The 19698-nt window shown below is 66.8% G+C and carries 18 protein-coding genes; 7 read left to right on the top strand and 11 right to left on the bottom strand.

The genetic code is table 11. The features are described from left to right. Positions 1–229 precede the first annotated feature (229 nt). The 9 genes from MRY84_RS01045 to motA all read right to left on the bottom strand — a co-directional run bounded on the left by MRY84_RS01045 (position 230) and on the right by motA (position 9800). Positions 230–946 carry an RNA polymerase sigma factor FliA gene (locus tag MRY84_RS01045; RefSeq protein ID WP_291503922.1) on the bottom strand — a complete coding sequence of 239 codons (717 nt, stop codon included), beginning with the start codon at positions 944–946 and terminating at the stop codon, positions 230–232. 133 nt (positions 947–1079) lie between these two features. After that, on the bottom strand, positions 1080–1877 hold the full coding sequence (locus tag MRY84_RS01040) for a hypothetical protein (RefSeq protein WP_291503921.1): 798 nt from the start codon (positions 1875–1877) through the stop codon (positions 1080–1082). Further along, entirely contained in the window at positions 1870–3372 is a 1503-nt protein-coding gene (gene flhF, locus MRY84_RS01035; RefSeq protein ID WP_291503920.1) for a flagellar biosynthesis protein FlhF, read from the bottom strand. The genes MRY84_RS01040 and flhF overlap by 8 nt, the downstream gene beginning before the upstream one ends. Further along, the gene (gene flhA / locus MRY84_RS01030) at positions 3369–5450 is read right to left on the bottom strand and encodes a flagellar biosynthesis protein FlhA (RefSeq protein ID WP_291503919.1); all 2082 of its coding nucleotides are present in this window, start codon (positions 5448–5450) and stop codon (positions 3369–3371) included. The genes flhF and flhA overlap by 4 nt, the downstream gene beginning before the upstream one ends. After that, a complete protein-coding gene (locus tag MRY84_RS01025) occupies positions 5447–6601 on the bottom strand; it encodes an EscU/YscU/HrcU family type III secretion system export apparatus switch protein (RefSeq protein ID WP_291503918.1) in 1155 nt (384 codons plus the stop codon). The genes flhA and MRY84_RS01025 overlap by 4 nt, the downstream gene beginning before the upstream one ends. Before the next feature lie 279 nt (positions 6602–6880). Continuing rightward, a complete protein-coding gene (locus MRY84_RS01020) occupies positions 6881–7507 on the bottom strand; it encodes a protein phosphatase CheZ (RefSeq protein ID WP_291503917.1) in 627 nt (208 codons plus the stop codon). A 4-nt stretch (positions 7508–7511) separates the two neighbouring features. Then, positions 7512–7898 (bottom strand): chemotaxis response regulator CheY, encoded by a 387-nt coding sequence (gene cheY, locus MRY84_RS01015; protein WP_137747655.1) that lies wholly within the window; start codon positions 7896–7898, stop codon positions 7512–7514. A 69-nt stretch (positions 7899–7967) separates the two neighbouring features. Continuing rightward, positions 7968–8903, bottom strand: a complete 936-nt coding sequence (motB, locus tag MRY84_RS01010; RefSeq protein ID WP_291503916.1) for a flagellar motor protein MotB — start codon at positions 8901–8903, stop codon at positions 7968–7970. A gap of 36 nt (positions 8904–8939) precedes the next feature. Beyond that, complete coding sequence (gene motA, locus MRY84_RS01005) at positions 8940–9800, bottom strand: flagellar motor stator protein MotA (RefSeq protein ID WP_291503915.1); 861 nt, start codon at positions 9798–9800, stop codon at positions 8940–8942. A gap of 300 nt (positions 9801–10100) precedes the next feature. Here motA and rfbF point away from each other — a divergent pair, with 300 nt between their 5' ends. Genes rfbF through MRY84_RS00970 form a run of 7 tightly spaced genes read left to right on the top strand, consistent with a single transcriptional unit; the run spans position 10101 to position 15841 of the window. Then, entirely contained in the window at positions 10101–10871 is a 771-nt protein-coding gene (gene rfbF / locus MRY84_RS01000; RefSeq protein ID WP_291503914.1) for a glucose-1-phosphate cytidylyltransferase, read from the top strand. A gap of 6 nt (positions 10872–10877) precedes the next feature. Beyond that, the gene (rfbG, locus tag MRY84_RS00995; RefSeq protein ID WP_291503913.1) at positions 10878–11936 is read left to right on the top strand and encodes a CDP-glucose 4,6-dehydratase; all 1059 of its coding nucleotides are present in this window, start codon (positions 10878–10880) and stop codon (positions 11934–11936) included. Further along, on the top strand, positions 11933–12493 hold the full coding sequence (locus tag MRY84_RS00990; protein ID WP_291503912.1) for a dTDP-4-dehydrorhamnose 3,5-epimerase family protein: 561 nt from the start codon (positions 11933–11935) through the stop codon (positions 12491–12493). The genes rfbG and MRY84_RS00990 overlap by 4 nt, the downstream gene beginning before the upstream one ends. Next, complete coding sequence (locus MRY84_RS00985) at positions 12490–13731, top strand: class I SAM-dependent methyltransferase (protein ID WP_291503911.1); 1242 nt, start codon at positions 12490–12492, stop codon at positions 13729–13731. Before MRY84_RS00990 ends, MRY84_RS00985 begins: the two co-directional genes overlap by 4 nt. Then, entirely contained in the window at positions 13732–14220 is a 489-nt protein-coding gene (locus MRY84_RS00980) for an acyltransferase (protein WP_291503910.1), read from the top strand. After that, on the top strand, positions 14217–15032 hold the full coding sequence (locus MRY84_RS00975) for an NAD(P)-dependent oxidoreductase (protein ID WP_291503909.1): 816 nt from the start codon (positions 14217–14219) through the stop codon (positions 15030–15032). Before MRY84_RS00980 ends, MRY84_RS00975 begins: the two co-directional genes overlap by 4 nt. Before the next feature lie 26 nt (positions 15033–15058). Further along, a complete protein-coding gene (locus MRY84_RS00970; protein WP_291503908.1) occupies positions 15059–15841 on the top strand; it encodes a cephalosporin hydroxylase family protein in 783 nt (260 codons plus the stop codon). A gap of 96 nt (positions 15842–15937) precedes the next feature. On the opposite strand, the gene MRY84_RS00965 is transcribed toward MRY84_RS00970, so the two are convergent. Continuing rightward, positions 15938–18181: a tetratricopeptide repeat protein gene (locus MRY84_RS00965; RefSeq protein ID WP_291503907.1), complete on the bottom strand. Its 2244-nt coding sequence runs from the start codon at positions 18179–18181 to the stop codon at positions 15938–15940. 96 nt (positions 18182–18277) lie between these two features. After that, the coding region (locus MRY84_RS00960) for a flagellin (RefSeq protein ID WP_291503906.1) at positions 18278–19698 on the bottom strand (1421 nt) is incomplete at its 5' end.

Raw genomic sequence — 19698 nt, 5'->3', positions numbered from 1 at the left:
GGGGGGGTGGGGGGTGGGGGGGGGGGGCCGTGGGTTTCGCGCGCCAACCCCCCGGCCCCCCCACGCCGCAGACCGCCGGGCAAGGCACTTGCCCGAAGGGTTGGAGTGAAATCGGGTGATTGGACGCCCCGGCTGCGTGCATGGGCACGAGCCCATGCGGCACATCCGAAGCATCCACTCATTCCGATTGCACTCCAACGCGATCCCCGAAAAGACCTTGAACAGGTTCTCAGTGCATCCGCATTTTTGCCCGCAGCCGTGCGATGGACTGGCTGTGCAGCTGGCACACGCGGGATTCGGTCACGCCCAGCACGGCGGCGATCTCCTTGAGATTCATGTCGTGCTCGTAGTACATGCCCATGATGTGCTGCTCGCGCTCGGGCAGCGTCTTGATGGCGTTGACCAGGGACATCTTCAGGCGCTGGTCGCGCAGCAGCTCCATCGGGTCGGCGTCGCTGTCGGCCACGTGGCGGTCAAGGAAGCCTTCCTCGTCCTCGCTGCCGTGCGTCATGTCTTCCAGATACACCAGCTGCGTGCCGCGCACCTTGCCCAGCAGGTTCTGGTATTCAGCCAGGCTCATGCCCATTTCCTGAGCGATTTCAGATTCGAGGGGGCTGCGGCCCAGCTTTTGCTCCAGCCGCTGCACGGCGTGTTCGATGTCCTTTTGGCTCTTGCGGGAGCTGCGGCTCATCCAGTCGCCCTCGCGCAGCTCGTCCAGCATCGCGCCGCGGATGCGCTGGGTAGCAAAGGTCTCGAACTGCACGCCCTGGGCCGCCTCGTAGCGCGAAAGGGCGTCCGCCAGGCCGATCATGCCGACCTGGATCAGGTCGTCCAGCTCAACATTGGGAGGCAGCTTGGCGATCATGTGGTGCGCGATCCTCCGCACCAGCGGCACGTGCTGGCGGATCATCGCGTCCCGATCGAGTTGGCCTTTGGCTGTGTACATCGTGCTATGCACCTTGGAGTGCCTGCGATGCCGCCAGTGCGGACCTTTGACCGGGCGCAGCATGGGGCCGGGTGGTAACACCACAAGCGGCTGGCAACGGCTGGGGTCGGTACAGGTGCATCACACGCTCTGGTCAATGGCTCCGGGCAAAATGCGCAGGCGCTTCCGTCATGTTGCAAGGGGGCAGGGCAGTCAGCGATTCACTGATGGTGCCCGCATTCTCCAGCAGTTGCAAGGCAAGGCGCTGAACATCCTGGGCATTTTGCGTCGCAATGGTGGTGGTGCGCACGGGGCCGCCCAGGTGGCGTTCCGCACAGTCCTGCAGCGTCAGCAGCGCATGCTGGGTTTTGCGCCGCTCGGCCGCGGTGCCGCTGCGCAGCAAGGCCGCCACCATGCAGGGCAGACCCGTGTCCACTGCGATCTGCTTGAGGCTCTTGTAAGTGCTCAGCACACCGGCCGAGCCTTCGCCCATCACCACCAGCGGAATCGTGGCCGTGTGGGTCAGCAACGGCCCCAGCGTCGCGGCTGGCGCGTGCAGCACGATGATTCCGTACGTGCGGAAATACGGCAGCAGCGCGTGCAGCGGGGCCGTTTCGTCGCGGCTGGCCGCTCGGATGATGCGCAGAAAACCCTTGGCCGACGGTATGACCGCCAGCGAAGACGCCATGGCCCCCATGTTGAGGTTCACGCCCTCGTTCCACGGCGCCTGCAGCAGCAGGTGCAGCAGCCCGGGGCTGTCGTCTGTTTCCTGCGCGGTGCCGTCCAGCACCACGACGGGATACCCCAGGCGCTGCAGGCTGGCGCAAATCTGCCAGAGCGTTTCCAGGCCGGAGCCGGCGTTGTCCTGGCTCGCCACCGCGACCACGCGCAGCTCGGACTGCGGCGTGTAGCTGTGCAGGCCGCTGGCCTGGTGGAATCCGATATCAAGCATCGGCCATTCCCCTTTCGTTCATGCTTTCAGGCGCATGCGAGAAGAAGAAGTTGAGGTCGCTCGCCTTGGGGTCGAATGCCGATTTGGCGGGAGCCCGCATCGACGTGCTGATGAGCTTGTGGGCATCGGCGCGCTCCCAATCCTCGGGCACGCGCTGGCCGTTGGTCACGCCACGCAGCACCATCTGGTGGCGGATCAGCGCGTCGATGGCGGGGCCGAGCTTCACGGCTTCGTCCACCTTCGACAGGATGGCTTGCTGCGAGCCGTCGGTCTTGAAGCCGGTGAGCACGTCGTCCAGCGTGTCGCCGTGGCAGCTGGCGTTGAGCACCAGCAGGCGGTTCACATGGGGCAGGTCCAGCACGTCGAGCATGTCGCGCTTGCGCGGGTCGCGCGGGGCCACGCCGGTGGTGTCGATCAGCACCATCTTCTTGCCCGACAGCAGGCCCAGCAGGTCCTGCAACGCAGCGCGGTCGTGCGCCAGGTGGGCCACGATGCCCAGCATGCGGCCATAGGTGCGCAATTGGTCGTGCGCGCCCACGCGGTAGGTATCGAGCGTGATCAGGCCGACGCTGCCGGGACCGTGAATGCGCGCGCACATGGCCGCGAGCTTGGCCGTCGTGGTGGTCTTGCCCACGCCGGTGGAGCCCACCATGGCGAAGATGCCGCCCTGCTCGTACAGCGGAGGGTCCGACAGATCGGTGCGCAGATTGCGCTCCAGCACGTCCATCAGCCAGCGCACCGACTCGGCGGCAGACAGCTCTTCGGGCATGCGTTCGAGCACCGTGCGGGCCAGCGATGGCGAGTAGCCGGCGCGGATCATCTTGAGCATGAGGTTGGACTGGATGGGGTTCTGGCGCGCCTGCCCGAGCCAGGCCAGTGTGTTGAAGCGGTCTTCGATCAGCTCCTTCATGGCATGCAGCTCGTTCATCAGGCTTTGCTGGTTGTTCGACTGCATCAGGTTGCTGGATGCGGCCTCCTGCCGGCGGCGCGGCGGCTCGGCGGGGATGTCCATGGGGATGGTGCGCAGCGGGTTGTGGCGCGCCACCGGTGCAGCGGCCGCCGCGGGCATGCGTTCGCGCGCGGGCTCCTGTTCGCGGCTGCGCTCGGCGAACGTGGGCGCGTCGGCTGGGCCGCTGAGCGCCTCATGGCGGCGGCGCAGCATGCGTTCGCGCACGTAGTCCTGGAACGAGAGCGTGCTCATGGCCAGCTGCTCGGTGTCTTCCTCGACCGGGTTGCGGGACAGGGCAGCGGCCGACGCGGGCTGGCTGGCACGGCTGGGTGCACTGCGTGCCGGGCTGGGCGCGAGCAGCGGCGGGTTGGAGGATGTCCCCGCATTGCCGTCCAGGGCCGAGAGCGTGTCTTCGGCGGTGGCCACCACTTCGACGCCGTTGGCCGTCGGGCGGTTGGACAGGATCAGCGTGCCTTCGCCAAAGGCCATGCGCGCCTTGGCCAGGGCCTCGCGGGACGTGGGGGCGGTAAAGCGTTTGATGTTCATGCTGATGCACCTTTAAGGATCGGCCCAATACGGATGGTGTGGGTCTCTGGGATTTCACTGTGCGCAAGCACCTGCAGGCGGGGCGCGACGCGGCGCACCAGACGGGAGATGGCATTGCGGATCTGGTCGGGCACCAGCAGGCAGGCGGGCAGGCCCATCTCTTCCTGCTTGAGCGCCACTTCGGCGGCCTTCTGCGTGAGGATGTCGGCCACACCGGGGTCCAGCGCGGGGCTGGCCGCGTTGCCCAGGGCCTGCACCAGGAGGCGCTCGAGGCCGGGTTCGATGGCGATCACGTTGAGCTCGCGCGTCGGGCCATAGATCTGCTGGACGATGGCGGGCGACAGCGCAATGCGCACGCGGCGGGCCAGCTCGACCGGGTCGGAGATGCCCCCCGCAAATTCGGCCAGCGTCTCGATGATGGTGCGGATATCGCGGATGTGCACAGACTCTTCCAGCAGCAGCTGGAGGACTTTCTGGAACGTTGCGATGGAGACCATTTTCGGGACCACTTCTTCGATGAGCTTGGGGGCCAGCTTGGCCACGTGCTCCACCAGTTGTTGGGTTTCCGTGCGACTGAGGAGCTTGGCGGCTTGCACTTGCATCAAGTGTGACAAATGGGTGGCCATCACGGTTTCGGAATCAACCACGGTAAAACCAGCCATTTGTGCCGCTTCCTTCTGGCGCTCGTCGATCCAGTGGGCAGGCAGGCCGAAGGCGGGGTCGGTGGTGGGCGTGCCGATCAGCGGCGTGGTGATGCCGCCGGGATTGATGGCCAGGAACATGCCGGGGAAGGCCTCGCCTTCGCCCACCACCACGCCGCGCAGCGTGATGCGGTAGCCGCTGGGCTTGAGCTCCAGGTTGTCGCGCACGTGCACGGCCGGGGGCAGGAAGCCGACTTCCTGCGCGAACTTGCGGCGCACGCCCTTGATGCGGGTGAGCAGGTCGCCCTGGCGGCTCTTGTCCACCAGGCTGATCAGGCGGTAGCCCAGCTCCAGGCCGAGCAGGTCCACGGGTTGCAGATCGTCCCATGTGGCCTCGCCGTCGCTCACGGGTGCGGGGGGCGCCTCGACCTCGGGTGGCACCTTCTGGCGCTCGTAAAGCACCCAGGCGCCGTAGCCCAGCAGGCTGCCCATGGTCAGGAAGACGACGTGCGGCATGCCGGGAATCAGGCCCAGCAGCACCAGGATGCCGGCCGTGACGCCCAGCACGCGGGGCGACATGAACAACTGCTGCACGATCTGGCGGCCCATGTCGTGGTCTTTGCCCACGCGCGAGATCACCATGGCTGCCGCCACCGAGATCAACAGGCCGGGGATCTGGGCCACCAGTGCGTCACCGATGGCCAGCAGGATGTAGCTGTCGGCCGCCTGCTTGGCCGAGAGGTCGTGCTGCAGCACGCCGATGGCAAAGCCGCCGATGATGTTGATGAGCAGGATCAGGATGCCGGCGATCGCGTCGCCGCGCACGAACTTGGAGGCACCGTCCATGGAGCCGAAGAAGTTGGCTTCTTCCCCCACCTCGGCGCGGCGCCGCTTGGCCTCCTTCTCGTCGATCAGGCCGGCGTTGAGGTCGGCGTCCACCGCCATCTGCTTGCCGGGCATGGCATCCAGCGTGAAGCGCGCCGACACCTCGGCAATGCGCTCGGCGCCCTTGGTGATCACCACGAAGTTGATCACCACCAGGATGGCGAACACGATCAGGCCCACGGCGAAGTTGCCGCCGATCAGGAAGTGGCCGAAGGCCTCGATCACCGCGCCCGCGGCACCCGGGCCGGTGTGGCCCTCCAGCAGCACCACGCGGGTCGAAGCCACGTTCAGCGACAGGCGCATCAGCGTGGTGAGCAGCAGCACCGACGGAAACGCCGCGAAATCGAGCGGGCGCAGCATGTACGCCGCGACCATCATCACCATCAGGGCCACGGCGATGTTGAGCGTGAAGAACGCGTCCAGCAGCCACGGCGGAATCGGAAGCACCATGAGCGCCAGGATGGCGACGACCAGCAGCGGAGCCGACAGGCCCTGCAGCGCGCTGGCGTTGCTGCCCGCCCACTGCTGGAGAGACTTTACGGAGGTGTTCATACGGCGGCACCTTGCTGGGATGTGCGGTTCAGCGGATCAAGTTCGGGCGGCACATAGGGCTCCACCAGACTGTCGGGCATGCGGCCTTCGCCGCGCAGGGCGGCCTTCAGGCGGTACACGTACGCCAGCACCTGCGCCACGGCGGCGTACAGCGTGGCGGGAATGGCCTGGTCCAGCTCCGCGTGGGCATACAGCGCCCGCGCGAGCATGGGAGACTGCAGCACGGGCACGTTGTGCTCCCGCGCGACGTCACGAATCCGGAGCGCGAGGAGGTCGGTGCCGCGCGAGATCACCTGCGGTGCGCTCATGGTGGCTTCGTCGTACTTAAGCGCCACGGCGTAGTGGGTGGGGTTCATCACCACGAAATCGGCCTTGGGCACGGCGCCGATGCTGGCGCGATCGGCGATCTCGCGCTGCTTCTGGCGAATGCGGCCCTTGGTGTGCGGGTCGCCGTCGGACTCCTTGTGCTCCTGCTTGATTTCCTCGTGCGACATCTTCAGGCGTGCCTTGAAGAAGTAGGCCTGGAGCGGCACGTCGACCAGCGCGGCCAGGAAGACCACCAGGAGCAAGAGGCTCATGCCGGAGACCAGCCAGTCGGCCAGCTGGCGGATGGCCAGCGGCGAGGGCTGCAGCACCAGCATGGCCACGGTGTCGATGCTGTTGCCCATGAATTTCCAGGCCACGTAGCTCAGCACGGCCGTCATGAGCACCATCTTGGCCACGTTGGCCATCTGCTGCTTGGAAAACAGGTTGGCCAGGCCCGAGAGGGGGTTGAGCCGGTTGAACTGCGGCGAAATCGGCTTGAGGCTCAGGATCCAGCCCCCCGCCCCAATCGCGCTGATGAGCGCAGCCGCGCTGGTGAGCGCGGCAAACACCGCGCTGGCCACCAGGCCCACCAGCGTCATGTCGCGCAGGCGCTGGAGCATGGTGCCGGGTGCCATCACGGTGGCGGCATCGAAGGCCAGCTGCTGGCTCATCGCGCGTTGCAGATGGTCGAGCAACTGGGGGGTGAGCACGAGCATGCAGCCGGCGCCTGCGCCCAGGATCGCCAGGTGCGACAGATCGCGGGAGCGCGCGCCCTGGCCGTCCTCGCGCGCTTTTTGCAGCTTGCGCTCGGTCGCGGGGAGGCTCTTTTCTTGGCTGGATTCCATGGTGGCATGACGGCTCGTGTCATGCCATTGTCGTGAGCGGCCCGGAAATCTAAAGCTGGATAAGGGGGCTGCGGCCCCCTCTTTTCCAGGGCGGCAGCGGAGCCTTCAGGGGCTTTCGCCTGCGAGATGCCCCCGGGTGCCGCTCGGCATCGGGGTTTCAAAAATCATAGCAGCCAGCGCTTGCTGGACAAGCGCTGGAGCCATTTTGCCTGGCCATCTGAGAGCGGCGGCGCCTGCCACCTTGCGCGGGGCAACCGGCCGGGCCGTCCGCTGGGAAGCTCAGAACCCCAGGCTGGCCAGCAGGTCGTCCACCTGGGACTGGTCGGTGACCACGTCGGGCGTGTGCTCGGGGTCCACGACCGGGCCTTGGAGATGCTGCGAGCGTGGCGGCTCGGCCACCACCTGGGCGCTCGGCGGCGCCGTCTGGATCAGCAGTTGCACGAGCTGGTCCTCGATGGTGGCGGCGAGGTTGACCACGCGGGCAATCACTTGGCCCGTGAGGTCGTGGAAGTCCTGGGCCATCATGATTTCGGTGAGGTGTCCGTCGGCTTCCTTGGTCACGCGCTCCACATCATGGAGGAAGTTCATGATCTCGCCCTTGGCCACGGCTGCGACCGGGTCCTTGACGAGGGAGGCGACGACGCGGCGCGTCTCCTCGGCAATGTAGTCGTGCTGGGCCTTGGCCTGCTCCACCCGGTTGAGCACCTTCTCGGCCGCTTCCCCGGTCAGGCGCGCGATGTACGACAGGCGACTTTGCGCATCAGGCAGCTCGCCCATGGTGCCGCGCAGCTTGTCGGCATAACCCAGTTCGTTGAGCGAATCGTGCAGCTGGCGGGTCAGCAGGCCGATCTTGTGGTGAACGTCGGCTTCGGCGGCCGGCTGGCTGTTGTCCGGTGTGGCGTCCATGGTGTCATAGCCCCATCTTTTTCAGGATCAAGGTCACCTTTTCCTCCAGGGTGGCCTTGGTGAAGGGTTTGACGATGTATCCCGCGGCGCCGCCCTGGGCGGCGGCGACGATGTCTTCCTTGCGGGCCTCGGCGGTCACCATCAGGACGGGCAGGTGCTTGAGCTTGTCGTCCTTCTTGATTTCTGCCAGCAGCTGAAACCCGTTCATGTTGGGCATGTTGATGTCCGTCACCACGAAGTCGAACTTGCCGTTGCGCAGCTTGTTCAACGCGGCCACGCCGTCTTCCGCCTCATCGGCATCGGCAAAGCCGCTTTCCTTGAGCAGGTTGCGCACGATGCGGCGCATGGTGGAGAAATCGTCAACGATCAAAAAACGAAGGGCTGTGGTCACGTGGGACCCTTTCGGTCGGAAATGGCTGGAGGTATTTTCATGGGCAGCAGGCGTTGTGACAAGTCGTAACTACGGCTTGCCAGGGGAGGGATTTTCCCGCTTTTCATCCAGGAGTTCCGTGGATGTGATTTCGGGAATGCCCTTGCCCATGAGTCGTTCTTCGGCCTCCCGGGTCAGCACCGTGATGGTGATGCGCCGGTTGGTGGGGGAGCGGGGGTTTGCCGGATCCAGGAGGTCGCTGGCCGCCAAACCTACCACACGTCCCAGTTTAGCGTCTGGCATGCCGGCGGACACGAGTTCGCGGCGCGAGGCGTTGGCGCGGTCCGCCGACAGCTCCCAATTGCTGTAGCCGCGTTCGCTGTTGCCATAGGGCACGGCGTCGGTGTGCCCCGCCAGGCTGATGCGGTTTTCCACCCCGCCCAGGGCGGCCCCGATCTCGCGCAGGATGTCGCGCATGTAGGGTTTGACCAAGGCGCTGCCGCTGTCGAACATGGGGCGATTCTGGTCGTCGATGATCTGGATCTGCAGGCCGTCTGGCGTGATGTCGATCCGGATCTGCGACTTGTATTCGTTCAGCCGCGGGTTTTCGGTGATGAGCGCGTCGATCTTGGCCTCGAGCGCCTTGATGCGCTCCTGGTCCTGCTTGGCGCGCTCGGCGCGTGCCGCGTCAATGCTCATGCGGCGCTGCTTGGCCTCCTCGACATCGGAGCGCCGCACCTGGCCATGCACCTTGGACAAATCATTGCCCCCGCCGGGAATCACGCTGGAGCTGTTGCCGGCGCCGTCGCCCCCGGTCATGGCGACCTTGAGCGGAGAGGCGAAGTAAGCCGCGATCCCCTGCAGTTCCCCCTTGGCTGTGGAGCCGAGCAGCCACATCAGCAGGAAGAAGGCCATCATGGCCGTCACGAAGTCGGCATAGGCGATCTTCCAGGCGCCACCATGGACGGCATGGCCGCCCTTCTTGATGCGCTTGACGATGATGGGCTGGAGTTTCTTTTCTGCCATGGCTGGGAGAGTGCAGCAGCGTACGCGATGCCGATGCTACTTCTTACCTTTGACATGCCCTTCCAGTTCGGAAAAGCTGGGGCGCACGCTGGAGAAAAGCACCTTGCGGCCAAACTCGATGGCCGTGGCCGGGTTGTACCCCTGCATGCTGGCCAGCAGGGTGGACTTGATGCACTGCAGTTCCTTGGCGGCGTCCTCCGTCTTTTGCTCGACCAGGCCGCCCAGGGGCTCGACCACGCCGTAGGCCAGCAAGATACCCAGGAACGTCCCCACCAGCGCGGAGCCGATCATGCCGCCCAGCACGGAAGGCGGCTGTCCCACCGAGCCCATGGTGTTCACCACCCCCAGCACGGCCGCCACGATCCCGAAGGCGGGCAGGGCGCCAGCGAGGCGGGCCAGCGCGGCCACCGGCGCATGGGCCTCCTGGTGGTGGGTGTCGATTTCGCTGTCCATCAGCGCCTCGATCTCGTGCGAATTGAGGTTGCCCGACACCATCATGCGCAGGTAGTCGGTGGTGAACTCGATCACGTGGTGGTCGCTGCCCACGGTGGGGTATTTCTTGAAGATCTCGGACTCGTGGGGCGCCTCCACATCCTTTTCGATGGCCATCAGCCCTTCCTTGCGCGCCTTTTGCAGGATGTCGTAGAGCATGGCCATGAGCTCCATGTACCGCGCCTTGGTGTACTTGGACCCTTTGAGCGCCATGGGGATTGCCGCCATCGTCGCCTTGATCACCTTGGGCTGGTTGTTCACCACGAAAGCACCGAGGGCGCCGCCCAGGATGGTGACGATCTCGAATGGCAGCGCCTTGAGGATCACGCTGATGTTTCCGCCGTGCACGATGTACACGCCGAAGATGCAGCCCAGGCAGACGACGTAACCAATGATGACGAACATGCTTTAGACGGAGGTTGCGCCAGCCAGGCAGCAGAAAAAGCGAGGCAAATCAAGCCGCTGGCCATGCGGTTTACCGAAGGTTACTGTAAATGTATCGGATACCGGCACGCCAAATGCACTCAAGAAGGCCGCCAACACGGGGCTTCTTGCCGGAATGATGTAACGGTGCCACGCGCGGTGGGGGCCACGCAACAGCCGCGCCCACCCGCGCGGGCCGTGCTGCGCAATCGGCGCAACTGGGCCGTATTTGGGCGACGTCAGGGGCTTTTGGCTCCGTGGGAGCTGGACTATGCTGGACGCATGAAAGCCGTACTGCTCGCGGGGGGGCTGGGCACCCGCATCTCGGAAGAGTCGCACCTGCGTCCCAAGCCCATGATTGAAATCGGGGGGCGGCCCATCCTCTGGCACATCATGAAGATGTATGCGGCCCATGGCGTCAACGACTTCATCATCTGCCTGGGCTACAAGGGCTACGTCATCAAGGAATACTTTGCCAACTATTTCCTGCACATGTCGGACGTGACCTTCGACATGGCTAACAACCGCATGGAAGTCCACCACCGCCACGCAGAACCCTGGCGCGTGACGCTGGTGGATACGGGTGAAAGCACCATGACCGGCGGGCGCCTGCGCCGGGTTCAGGAATACCTGCCTGCGGGCGAACCCTTCTGCTTCACGTATGGCGATGGCGTGGCCGACCTCGACATGACGGCCCAGTTCGCCTTCCACCGGGCCCATGGCTGCCAGGCCACCGTGACGGCCGTCCAGCCCCCGGGCCGCTACGGCGCGCTGGTGCGCGAGGGCGAGACCGTGGCCGGCTTCGAGGAAAAGCCGCGCGGCGACGGCGGCTGGATCAACGGCGGTTTTTTTGTGCTGCAGCCCGAGGTGATTGACCTCATCGAGAGCGATGCCACCAGCTGGGAGCTGGAGCCCATGGCCCGCCTGGCCACGAGTGGCCAGCTTCGCGCCTTTGAACACACCGGCTTCTGGCAACCCATGGACACCTTGCGCGAGAAGAACCTGCTCGAAGACCTGTGGCATTCGGGCCGCGCGCCCTGGAAGTGCTGGTAGCCCCCGATGCGCCCCGATCCCGACTTCTGGCGCGGCAAGCGCGTGTTGCTCACCGGCCACACTGGCTTCAAGGGCGCATGGCTGGCCCTGTGGCTGCAGCGCCTGGGCGCCCAGGTGACCGGCGTGGCGCTGCCGCCCGCCACCGAGCCCAACCTGTTCACCCTGGCCCAGGTGGAGCAGGGCGTTGAGACCCATTTCTGCGACATCCGCAATGCCCAGGCCCTGGCCCTGCGCGTGCGCGCCGCCCGGCCCGAGGTGGTGCTGCACCTCGCGGCCCAGGCGCTGGTGCGGCCCGGCTACGCAGCGCCGCTGGACACCTTTGCCACCAACGTCATGGGCACGGCCCACCTGCTGGACGCGCTGCGCGGTCTGCCCGAGGTGCGCGTGGCCGTGGTGGTGACCACCGACAAGGTCTACCGCAACCGCGAATGGGCCTACCCCTACCGTGAAGACGACCCGCTGGGCGGGCACGACCCCTACAGTGCCAGCAAGGCCGCGGCCGAGCTGGTCACGGCCAGCTACCGGGACGCCTTCCTGGCCGCCCAGGGCGTGGCCGTGGTCACGGCCCGCGCGGGCAACGTGATTGGCGGTGGCGACTGGGCCCAAGACCGCCTGCTGCCCGACGCCGTTCGCGCCTGGGGCGCAGGTGAAACCCTGCACATCCGCCGCCCGCAGGCCACCCGCCCCTGGCAGCATGTGCTGGAGCCCCTGGCCGCGTACCTGCGCCTGGCCCAGCGCCTGTGGGAGCAGCCCGGCTTGGCCGGTGCCTACAACTTCGGCCCGCTTCCGCACGAGGCGGCCACGGTAAAGCATGTCATCGAATTGGCCTCCAGCGCTTATCCCCAAGGCGCGACCAGCTATCAAAATGAAAGCGAAGGCCCGCACGAGGCAGGCTGGCTGGCACTGGAGACCGCGCACGCCCGCCAGGTGCTGGGTGTGACCCCGCACTGGGCGCTGAACACGGCCGTGGCCCGCACCATGAACTGGTACCGCCAGCAGCGCGGCGGCGCCGATGCCCGCGCGCTGTGCCTGGCGGACATCGACGCCTGGGAGGCCCGCCCATGAGCCGCCTGGCGCTGGCGCCCCTGCCGCTGGCGGGGCTCTTCCGTGTGGTCCGCCAGCCGCTGGTGGACGAGCGCGGCTTTTTTTCGCGCCTGTTCTGTGCCGGCGAGCTGGCCGACGCGGGCTGGACGGCGCCCATCGCCCAGGTCAACCAGAGCTACACCGCCCTGAAGGGCACCGTGCGGGGCATGCATTACCAGAAGCCGCCGCATGCCGAGATGAAACTCGTGAGCTGCCTGCGCGGCGAGGTCTGGGATGTGGCGGTGGACCTGCGCCCGGACTCGCCCACCTTTCTGCGCTGGCATGCCGAGCCCCTGTCCGCGGACAACGGCAGCGCGTTGCTCATCCCGCCCGGCTTCGCCCATGGTTTCCAGGCGCTGAGCGACCATGCCGAGCTGCTGTATTGCCACTCAGCCGCCTATGTCCCTGCCGCTGAAGCAGGTTTGCACCCGGCGGACCCGCGCTTGTCCATTGCCTGGCCCCTGCCGGTGGGCCATCTGTCGCCCCGCGATGCAGGCCAGGCGTGGCTGACCGAAGAATTCGAAGGAGTGCGCCTGTGAAGTGCCGACACTGCGGCAGCCCGCTGCAACGCTCGTTCCTGGACCTGGGCAGCGCGCCCCCGTCCAACGCCTACCTGAGCGAGGCCGCGCTGCGCGCGCCCGAGACTTGGTTCCCCCTGCGCCTGCTGGTGTGCGAGACCTGCTGGCTGGTGCAGACCGAGGACCACGCCGGGCGCGAGGCGCTGTTCACCGACGACTACGCGTACTTCAGCTCGGTCTCATCGTCTTGGCTGGCCCACGCCAAGGCCTATGTCGAGGCAATGCGCGAGCGCCTGGGTCTGACCGCCGCCAGTCGCGTGGTCGAGGTCGCTTCCAACGACGGCTACCTGCTGCAATATGTGCAGGCGGCTGGCATTCCTTGCTACGGCGTGGAGCCCACCGCCAGCACGGCAGCCGCAGCCCGCGCCAAGAGCATTGAGGTGGTGGATCGGTTCTTTGGCGTGGCGCTGGCCGACGAGCTGGCAGCCGCCGACCGCCAGGCCGACCTGATCGCCGCCAACAACGTGCTGGCCCATGTGCCCGACATCAACGACTTTGTGGGCGGCTTTGCCCGGCTGCTCAAGCCCCATGGTGTGGCCACTTTCGAGTTTCCGCACCTGCTGCGCATGGTGCAGGGCTGCCAGTTCGACACGGCGTACCACGAGCACTATTCCTATTTGTCGCTCACGGCGGTGCAGCGCATCTTTGCGGCCAACGGCCTGGCGGTGATTGACGTGCAAGAGCTGCCCACCCACGGCGGCAGCCTGCGCGTGTTTGCCGCCCGCGCCGATACCGTGGGACACCCTCAGATAACGGCTGAAGGCGCCACCCGCGTCCAGCAACTGCTGGCCACCGAGGCGGCGGCCGGCATGCTGGGCGCCGGTTTTTACAGCGATTTCCAGGCCCAGGCCATACGGGTCAAGCGCGAGCTGCTCATATTTTTGCTGCAATGCCAGGCCGACGGCATCACTGTGGGCGCCTACGGCGCGGCCGCCAAGGGCAACACCCTGCTCAACTTTGCGGGCGTGCGGCCCGACCTGCTGCCCTACGTGGTGGACAAGAACCCCGCCAAGCAGGGCCAGTACCTGCCCGGCAGCCACATCCCGGTGGTGAGCGAGGCGCACCTGCGCGCCCACCAGCCGCAGCGCATCCTGATCCTGCCCTGGAACCTGCGCAGCGAAGTGGCCGACCAGCTGGACTACACGCGCAGCTGGGGCGCGCAGATGGTGGTGGCAGTGCCCCGCCTGGAGGTGTTCTAGATGATCGAGCTGCACCCCACCGCCAAGGTTTCGCACCTGGCCGACATCGAAGACTCGGTGCGCGGCTCCCGCATCGTGGTGGGCGCACATTCGGTGATCGACAGCTTCGTCAAGGTCAAGCCCGCAGGCGGCAGCGGCGATCTGGTGGTGGGCGAACACGTGGTCATCAACGCGGGCTGCGTTCTCTACACGGGCAACGGCATCCACATCGGCAACTACGTGGCGATTGCCGCCAACTGCACCTTTGCGCCCGTCAACCACGCCTATGCCGACCGCAGCCGCCTGATCCGCGAGCAGGGCTTTCTGCCCAGCAAGGGCGGCATCGTGATCGAGGACGACGTGTGGATCGGCGCCAACTGCGTGCTGCTCGACGGCGCCGTGCTGCGGCGCGGCTGCGTGGTGGGCGCGGGCTCCATCGTGCGCGGGGAGCTGCTGGCGTACACCGTGTATGCCGGGCAACCGCTGGCCGCTGTGGGAGAGCGCCGGTGACGGGCCTGCCCCTTTCGACGTTTACGGTGCTCGGCGCCTCGGGCTACATCGGCAGCCGCCTGGTGGCGCACCTGCAGGCCCAGGGCCACACCGTGTGGGCGCCAACGCGCGGCGATACCGAGGTGTTCGCCCGCCCGCTGGGCCACGTGATCTATTGCGTGGGGCTCACCGCCGACTTCCGCACGCGCCCGTTCGACACGGTGGACGCCCATGTGGGCCTGTTGGCCGAGGTGCTGCGGCGCGCGCAGTTCGACTCGCTGCTGTACCTGTCGTCCACCCGGGTCTACATGGGCGCCACCCGCACTGACGAAGACGCGCCCCTGTCCGTGCTGCCGGGCGACCCCTCGTACCTCTACAACCTCACCAAGCTCACCGGCGAATCCCTGTGCCACGCCAGCGGCCGCACCGGCGTGCGTGTGGCGCGGCTGTCGAACGTGGTGGGGCCGGGGTTGGACGCTGCATCGGGCAATCTGGTGGCCGACCTGCTGCACCAGGCGCGGCAGGGCCGGGTGGTGCTGCGTTCCGATCCGCAGTCTGCCAAGGACTACGTGCAGGTGGCCGATATTCTGGACTGGTTGCCGCGCATTGCGCTGCAAGGCCGGGCCACGGTCTACAACCTGGCCAGTGGCTGCCAGACCTCCCATGCACAGTGGCTGGACTGGCTGCAGGCCCGCACCGGCTGCGCGGTAGAGGTGTTGCCCGGCGGGCCGCTGCAGCCGTTTCCCCCGATTGCCGTGTCGCGCCTGCAGGGCGAGTGGGGCGTTGTGCCCCGCCCCCTCTGGGACGACAGCTTGCTGGCTGCTATTGAATGAATGACGACCCCGTTGGAGTACCTGCCATGAACCCCGTTGACCAATTCGCCCAGGAACGCCGCGACCGCCTCGCGGGCTATGCCCAGGACACCGCCTTCCAGTCCCTGTCGCGCGACTGGCTGCAGGCCTCAATGCAGCGGCAGTACGTCTACAACTTCGACTGGATGGGCCGGCCCATCATCCAGTACCCGCAGGACATGGTGGCCATGCAGGAGCTGGTGTGGCGCGTGCGGCCCGATCTGATCATCGAGACTGGCATCGCCCATGGCGGATCGCTGGTGCTCAGCGCCTCGCTGCTGGCGCTGCTCGACATGAGCGATGCCATCGAGGCAGGCACCACGCTGGACCCGCGCGCCTCGCGCCGCAAGGTGCTGGGGGTGGACATCGACATCCGCGCCCACAACCGCGCCGCCATCGAAGCCCACCCCATGGCCAGCCGCATTGCGATGATCCAGGGATCGGCCATTGCACCCGAGGTGGTGCAGCAGGTGCGCGACTTTGCCCAGGGCTACCAGCGTGTGCTGGTGTGCCTGGATTCCATGCACACCCACGACCATGTGCTGGGCGAACTCAATGCCTACGCGCCGCTGGTCACCCCCGGCAGCTACTGCGTGGTGTTTGACACATTCGTGGAAGACATGCCGCCGAAGTTCTTTGCCGACCGCCCCTGGGACGTGGGCAACAACCCGAAGACGGCGGTGCGCCAGTGGCTGGCCGGGCATGCCGAGTTCGAGGTCGATGCGGAGATGGAGCAGCGCCTGCAGGTCACGGTGGCGCCCGAGGGTTTCTTGCGCCGCCGCGCCAGCTGACGAGGCGAGTCCAGGATTTGCGCCGAAATTTTGAAAGATTTTGGCTTCCAGCGCTTGCTGAATAAGCGCTGATAGCTACCAATTCAGGAGCAATGCTTAGCTCGCCTGTGCCTGCGGTGCCTCTTGCGCCGCCTGCGCCTGCCGTTCCATGGCGCGCATGGCGTATTGCAGATACGTCACGGCAAAGTCAGGGTGGCCGTGGGCGTTCTCCACCTCGGCCAGGCAAGCCAGCGCCACCGGGTCGTGCGGCACGGCGTTCAGAACCATCTCGGCCAGGCCGGTCACAGCGATCCAGTTCCGGTCGGTGATGGGTGTCGCGCCATCGAGGCCGGGGGCTGTGGCGCTGTGGCCCGCCTTGGCCTTGTCCACCAGGTCTTGCAGGCGCTGGTGCGCTTCGCCCAGGCTGATGCGCTGGCCGGGCTTCACGCCCACGCCGGGCACGGGCAGCGCGCTCCATTCGGCCGGGCAGTCCTGCAGCCATGCGGCCATGGCGGCCTGCTGCGCCGCAGGGTCGCCCGGGTGCGCCGATGCCGCCAGCCACTGCAGCCACATCGCGCGCAGGCCATCCGCAAAGTGGTGGTTGAACACGTCTTCGCGCATGAGCGGCGAGTTCTCCACCTCGTCGCGCAACCCCTGGCGCAGCTGGTTCAGCGCGGGCACGTCGCTGGCCAGCTCGCAGGCAATGCGCACATAGTCTTCGGGCGTATTGGCCAGCCATTCCGAGCGCCCCAGGTAGGTGAGCAGCCCCACGCCCATGCGGCTCTTGAAGCTCTCGCCCACCATGGACACCAGGGGCACGCCCATCCAGAGCACGTCGAAGGTGGTGGTTCCGCCCGTGAGGGGAAATGGGTCCAGGGCGATGTCGATGTGGTGGTAGGTCAGGTACTGGTTGTCGCCGTTAAGCCCCAGCAGGTCGAGCCGTTCGGTGTCCACGCCGAGCGCCTGGCAGCGTGCGCGGTAGTCGCTGGCAAAGCCCGGCTCCCCCAGGTTTTTGCCCTCGATCAGCAGGCGCGAGCCCGGCACCGCCTGCAGGATGCGGCCCCACAGGCGCAGCACGTCGTCGGTGAGCTTGCCCAGGTTGTTGCACGAGCCAAACGTGATGAAGCCGTTGGCCAGCGCCGGGGTGGGGCGCACCAGATAACGCGGCTGGTAGCGCCACAGCGGGTGGCGGCTCATGGGGCGGTAGCAGGCGAACAGGGTGGGCAGGCGGTAGAGCTGCTCGGTGTATTGATCCTGCGCGTCCGGCGGGTCGGTGACCTCGTCGGTGAACTTGTAGTCCACGGCCTGGAGCCCCGTGGTGGCGGGAAATCCCAGCCACGACACCTGCACCGGCGCTGGCTTGTGGGCCAGGGCCAGCAGGCCGTTGTGGCCGGTGTGCCCCGCCAGGTCGATCAGGATGTCGATGCCATGGGCGCGGATGGCCTGCGCCTGCTGTGCCCCGTTCAGGCCCGCCAGGCGCACGAAGTGGTCCGCATGGTGCTCCACGCGCGCCGTCACCTGGTCGTCGCGCGGAAACAGATAGAAGGCAAACACCTCGAACTGGCGCCGGTCCAGCTGGGCCAGCAGGCCTTCCACGAAGTACATCACCGAGTGGACGCGGAAATCCGGCGAGAGGAAGCCGATGCGCAGCCGTCGCCAGGGATCGCCACGGTGATCGGCGTGGTCGGGCCAGCCGGGCTGGAGGGCGGGCTCGAACGCCTGCGCAAAATCCCGCGCCGCGCTCGCCAGCATGGCCGCGTTGGCGTCCGGGTCGGCCAGCATGAAGAGCAGCCGGTTGGTGTGGTTGGCATAGTCTGCCGGCGTGAGAGCGATGGCGTCCAGGCAGTCCTGCACCGCCTGCTTGACCTGGCCCAGCTCGCGCCGATGGATGGCCTTCTGGGTGAGGGCTGACGATTTCTCGGCCGTGGTGGTGGCCAGGGCGGCCGCACGCTCGGCGGCCTGGAAGCCTTGCTCGTGCCGGGCAATGAGGTAGCAGCATTGCGAGAGGATGAGCCAGCACACCGACTTGTCGGGGCGCAGCTCGCACACGCGCTGCAAGATGGGCAGGGCCTCGGTGTTGCGCGCCAGGCTCAGCAGCAAGTTGCCGTAGTTGATCAGCAGTTCCGCGTCGCCGGGCCATTGGGCGGCTGCGTGGCGGTAGACCTCGACGGCTTCGTCCTTGCGCCCCAGGCAGTCGAGCGCGTGGCCCAGGTAGCGGTGAGCCTGCAGCTGGCGTGAATTCTTGCGCAAGGCCTGCTTGCACAGCCGCGCGAGCAACTCCCATTGGCCCGATTCGAGCGCGGCCTGCATCCGAGGGTCTGCGGCGGGTTGCGCGTGGCTGGGTGGGTGTCTGCCCTTCACATCGATCCTTGCGTGGTTGCGGGCGCTGGCGCGGTGGCGCCGCGCTCGCCGGGGCCCGGGAATCGGGCCTCCATTCGGCGAGTTTGCCGGCTTTGCTTACTGCAGCAGCTTGAGCACGCCCTGCGGGATCTGGTTGGCCTGGGCCACCATGGCGGTGCCCGCTTGCTGCAGGATCTGCGCGCGCGACAGGTTGGCGGTTTCGGCCGCGAAGTCGGCGTCCAGGATCCGGCTGCGCGAGGCAGAGAGATTCTCGGACGTGATGTTCAGCGCGGAGATCGCCGTCTCGAAGCGCGCCTGCAGCGCACCCAGCTTGGCGCGTTCGCCGTTGATGAACGCCAGCGCCGAGTCTACCGTCTTGAGGGCTTCGGTCGCCTTCTTGAAGGTGGTCACGTCCAGGTTGGCCACTTCCTGCAGGTCCGAGGCGGAATCAGCGGGCGCAGCAGTGCTGAACGCGTTGGTCGTGGTGGCCACGGTCGAGAACGACTTCTCGGAGTCGAGCACCACGTAGCCGCTGACGGTCGAAGCATCGGCGCCCGAAGCGGCGGCCAGGGTGTCGGCAGCGCCGGTGGCGGTGCCGTCGGCCTGCAGCTTCTGGATGGTGATGGCGCCCGCGTTGGCCCCCGAGGCTGCGCTTTTGTACAGCCCGATGTCCTGGCCCGTGGCGTTGGAGAGCACGATGCCCGTGCTGGTGGCGTTCAGCGAAGCCGTCACGCCGGTCTTGGCCGATTGTTCGTTGATGGCAGAGATGGCATTGGAGAGGCCGTCCGACGTGTTCAGTGCCGACACGTTGAACGAAATCGACTGGCCCAGAGCTGGCGCGGTGGGCGTGTTTTCCGAGCGCAGCTCGAAGGTGTAGGAGCCGACGGAGGTGAACGAGAGGTCCAGCTCAGTGCGGGCCGAGGCGGTCACACCCGTGTTGGCCGTCTGCAGATTGATCTTGTCCGCCATGGCCTTGGCGGTGTCGTTGGCCACGAGGGTGATGTTCTGCGAGCCCAGTGCGCCGTTGACCGCCAGGGTGCCGGCGGTGACGCCGTTGGTGCCCCAGCTGGTTGCGCTGGCAGCCGCGCCAGCGCCGTTGGCCGACGTGTTCTGGTTGTTGCCGTACACGCTGGTGCGCAGGTTGGCCGTGGCCGCCACGATGGTCTGGTTGGCGTTGGCGCCCACCTGGAACTGCTGGGTGCCAAACGTCCCATTGAGCAGCTTGGCGCCGTTGAACTCGGTGGTTTGCGAGATGCGGTCCAGTTCCGCCACCAGCTGACCCACTTCCTGGTTCAGCGCCTGGCGGTCGCTGGGGCTGTTGGAGGCGTTGGCCGACTGCACGGCCAGCTCACGAACGCGCTGCAGGATGTCGCCTGCCGCCTTCATGGCCCCTTCCGTCACCTGCGCCAGGGAGATACCGTCGTTGGCGTTGCGTGCCGCCTGGTTCAGGCCGCGGATCTGGCTGGTGAAGCGCTCGGAAATCGCCAGGCCGGCGGCATCGTCCTTGGCGCTGTTGATGCGCAGGCCCGACGACAGGC

It is taken from the genome of Acidovorax sp. (assembly GCF_022763525.1).
Classification (GTDB): domain Bacteria; phylum Pseudomonadota; class Gammaproteobacteria; order Burkholderiales; family Burkholderiaceae_C; genus Acidovorax.
This window is presented reverse-complemented; position numbering and strand designations above follow the sequence as displayed.